We start from the raw sequence: 4,134 nt of genomic DNA, 5'->3' as shown, positions 1-4,134 counted from the left end.
GCCGGAATTTCCTCCTGCCCCCGGAAATCGATCATCATCGAAGCAATGGGATTGAGATGTTCCGGAATGAAGCGGATATAATCAAAGGTATTTTTGTCAGCATTCTTTTTCAGGTAAGCATTTGCCCTGTCAATCGCCGTGCTGATTTTTAGAAGTGCCTTTTCCTTTGACTTCCCGGTGGCAATCTGCTGCAAAGTAGTTTTCACAGCCTCTAGGGCGTCGGGCATTTCCTGAAGCGAAGTCCCTGAAACCGGCGTGTCAAAACCGGCAATCCCCAGGCTGGAAATCCGGAAGATTTCCTGTCTCAGTGCATCGAAAACCTGGTCTCTGGAAATGGTAATGGCCTGGAAATTCACTTTCACAGCATTGCTTTTGTTCGTCAGGTTTTTCAGCATCCGGATTATCTCTTCCTTATTCGCCGGGTCGTAAGGGTAGAGCAGTTCTTCCAGCACCTGCAGTCCTTCGGGTTCGATCTCGGTATGTTCCTGCATCTCGATTTCGGGCAGGGCAGGGCCGTTGATAAAGCGGGCGGTCTGAGGAAGGAAATATTCCACTGCCCATTCCATTTTTTTATAAGATCTTCTCAGTGTGCCGAATTTTTTCTGAAGGGCAGCTTGGTCCGGGTTTTTTTCCGAAACCATTTTCATCAGCTCATTGATGTGGTTCAGAAAACCGGCATTGTTCCTGAAGATTTCTTTTTTAACTTCCCCAAGGTCTTCCTGTACCGGCTTTTGAGGCTGCGCGCACTGCAGGGCCCCGAATATGGCAAAGGTGATGGAAAGAAAAACGGCCAATGGGTATTTACAGATGATTTTCATTACCTATGAAAAAGTACCAATAGGATTTCTCCTACTGATACCTGTTATAAATTGATGATAAAATTATTTCTGAACGTTTCTGATGATCAGGGTCTGTCCGCCTTCTTTGTTGGTATTTACACCCGCACCGTCAGCATTGGCAAAACCGTCTTTCTGCCAGGTGTGGGAATGGATGTTTACGGCAAACGTATTCGGGACACCGATGATATCCGAGATATCGATCATCGCACCGTATTCCCATGATCCCCATTTTGTAAGCTGTCCGGACTGGTTATAGGCCGTCTGCCATGCCGTATCGTTCCGGTTGTGTTTCATGTTCAGCCAAGGCTTGTACTGCTTGGTGCTGATGTTCAGCTGCCAGATGTACGAATCGTGGGTAGCGGCAGGATAGTAGGAATCGCCGTCTTCCTGGATGTATACATAATTTTCCGTTACACAAAGGTTGTCCGGATTGATCAGGTTGCTTCCCGGATTGGAATCTCCTTCCGCCACCACTTCAAGTTTTCCGGTGAGCATATTGCTTTCGTTCAAGACAAGTTTATACACTCTTCCCCACATGGTAAGCCCCGCTTTGGGGTTCACGCCATCCGAAGATTCACCGGTAGCGGTAAAATAAATTTCCCTTCCTTTCCCGGCTCCTTTCCTGTAATCCACATCCTCAACCCTTGAAAACCGGATTGCGTTATTGTCGATATTTTTCTGGTTGATCTGGGCACCGGTAAGGTTTTTGGCATTGGTAATTTCCACAAATTCCACATCATACTGGTTCCCTTTGGTCATGTCGGTTTCCGTATAATTGCTGTTGGTTCTTTTCAGAGCGTAAAGTTTGCCGTTGTTCAGGTCGCCCTGCGTATCGGATACGTACATGATCAGCTGACCGGCAGATTGATGGGAAGAACCGAACGACTGGTCTTCACCGATCATTATGTAGGTTTTCCCGTTGGAAACATCTTTCGGAAGCGGAACGGCATTCTCCATTGAAGCTTTTCCCAAAGCAGGCTTGACCCTTGACTGGTCAGCTGCCTGGGAAACGGCTGCCAGTGGATTGAGCGCGTGCACCATGCTTTCCTCACCGGATTCCCCTGCGGTGAGAAATGCACTGAAACCGTGTTCTGCAACAGTAGCCAGGGTAGCAGAGCACAATCTGGTCATTCCACCGATTCCGTTTAGGATATATTCCCCTTTTACGGGCCTGAAAGTTTTATCCAGATATACTCTCGAAACCGATTTGGTAATTTCGTGGTTGGTGATCATCAGGTAGCCATCAGAGTTCGGGTCTTTCATAATTCCCATTCCGTCCGGCTGGCCTGCGAAAACAAAGTTCGGGCTTCCTGCCAGAACATCGGAGCTGGAAAGTAAAGTGGTAATGTTCAGGTTTTCAAAGCCGCTCATACCATAGGCAAAAGCCGGCTCTTTGGAAAAGTTTTCAATTTTGACTGTCGTGCTGACCGGGTTGTCCCTATTGTCAACGGTTTCATCATCATTACAGTGCTGAAAAAGGGCGGCTGTCAGAAACAGGACACCGATGGTTTTGTAGATTTTCATAATTCCTATTATTTCGATGCTGCAAAACTAGGGGTCTGATATGAACTGAATTTTAATACCGGAAACCTGAACATGAACTTTTTATTATCAAATACCACAGAATGTTATGCCAGTTTCAATACTTAAAATCATTTCAAATAAAGGATGCCGTTTTTGGCATTCTTTACGATATTTGTATAAATGAGCTCATATAAGAGGAAGAGATTTAACAGCCGCCTCTTATTTTGCCATTCCTGCCAATGCGGTTACTGCCTTCAGCTCCAGTGCTTCTTTCGGAAGATCCCCGCTTTCAAATTCTATAAAGGTGAAACGGTTGTTTTCTTTGCCCATCATGGCAATACCGTTACATTTTTTACCATTGACGGTATACCGGTAACTCAGGAATTTGGAGTCAGGCTTGTTGACGGTAAAGGAAATGTTTTCAAGTTCCCTGCCTTTTTTCACGCTTTTAAAATTATCCATCAATGCCCCGGAGCCTCCGTAACTGTGCATGAACAGGGACGTATCGTCCGGGAACTTGACAGCGATGCTCAGGGTATCGTCATAATTCTTCTGGATGAAGCTGTTCTTTTCGACCTTGATTTTAGCTGACAGATCCAGCGGTACCAGCGAGTCTTTTTCCGTTTCCGTCACTCCGAACCTTTTCCTCTCTTCCGGAGTGAGTTTTCTGATGCTGTCATAACTTTCATAAAAAAGATGGTTTGAAGCCGTTTTCTCCTTTCTTTGCTTAAGCAATGCGCCTTCCCTCAGGCTGTTTGTCAGCCGTTGGTATTCAGTGCTTTCGGTGTAGGAACTTTCTGAGGAACGGCTACAGGTGAGTGCGATCCTGATGACGGCAAATAAAATGATCCCTATCGAAAGCAGGGAGCGCCACGCGGGTTTGTTTTCCATAATTCAGTATATTATTGAAGGTCTTCTTTGGTAAGGATAATTTCTTTGATCACATGGCCTTTGGAATCCTGATACACGTATTTGAGGTGTCGTATACCCAGAACGTCGGCTCTTGAAAAGACACTTCTTACCTGCGGGGATCTCAGCATTTCATCCTTCATCACTTTTTCCGCGCCTTCGCCGGTAATCAGTTCTTTCGTCTCTCCGGTCACCTCGTTGGTATAGACAATATTATTTTCGGTATCGGCTTTGATGCTGAGGGTTTTCGTGCCGGTAGAAGGGTCGGTAACCGGAAGGTTTTTGTTAAAAGTTTCCAGCAGCTCATTAAGCTCAGCGGAAGTAGGCCGGTTTCCTTCAGCAATGGATTTCAGGTCACCGGATACCTTCAGGTTATTCTTATCGATGGTCTTCCCGGTAATGATCCTGTCATTAATGTCATAAATCCGGATGTTGAATTTCACTCCTTTTGACAGAAGCTCCTTTCCCGGTTCTTCACTGGAAATAGCCTTGCCCAGAAGATCAGGAATTGAAGCGCCCATAAACTGACTTTCCGTTTCATCTTTCGCTAATGTTGTTTTGACGTAAATATCCACAACATCCTCTTTTGAAGAAACTGCTGAGGTGGACCTCACCATCGGACTGTTGATCATGGTAGATGACCGGTTGTACATTGCCACGAAATCTTTGATTTTGTCGTTCTTGGATTTGCAGGAAAGCAAGAAAACCGAAGCCATGAGAATAAAGAATATGTTTTTCATAGAATAATTTCCTGAAAGATACTGAAAAAAGCTGTTCCCCCTGATTTCTGCTTTTTCAGATGCCAAAGCGTGAATGGTGAACGGTCAATTTTGCTTCGCAAGTGAATTTTTCAGGCTGAGGT

3 protein-coding genes and 1 pseudogene are annotated in these 4,134 nt (G+C 45.4%); all 4 read right to left on the bottom strand.

The window, feature by feature from the left end; translation table 11 throughout:
* Positions 1 to 818, bottom strand: a pseudogene (locus tag QZ735_RS15555) (cytochrome C peroxidase); the annotation flags it as partial.
* A gap of 63 nt (positions 819 to 881) precedes the next feature.
* Positions 882 to 2,363, bottom strand: coding sequence for a hypothetical protein (locus QZ735_RS15550; protein WP_294250218.1), 1,482 nt, complete (start codon positions 2,361 to 2,363; stop codon positions 882 to 884).
* A 219-nt stretch (positions 2,364 to 2,582) separates the two neighbouring features.
* A complete protein-coding gene (locus QZ735_RS15545) occupies positions 2,583 to 3,254 on the bottom strand; it encodes a hypothetical protein (protein ID WP_294250215.1) in 672 nt (223 codons plus the stop codon).
* An 11-nt stretch (positions 3,255 to 3,265) separates the two neighbouring features.
* Positions 3,266 to 4,012 carry a hypothetical protein gene (locus QZ735_RS15540; protein ID WP_294250211.1) on the bottom strand — a complete coding sequence of 249 codons (747 nt, stop codon included), beginning with the start codon at positions 4,010 to 4,012 and terminating at the stop codon, positions 3,266 to 3,268.
* Positions 4,013 to 4,134: the final 122 nt, after the last annotated feature.

Source organism: uncultured Chryseobacterium sp., from assembly GCF_913776365.1.
GTDB lineage: Bacteria > Bacteroidota > Bacteroidia > Flavobacteriales > Weeksellaceae > Chryseobacterium.
This window is presented reverse-complemented; position numbering and strand designations above follow the sequence as displayed.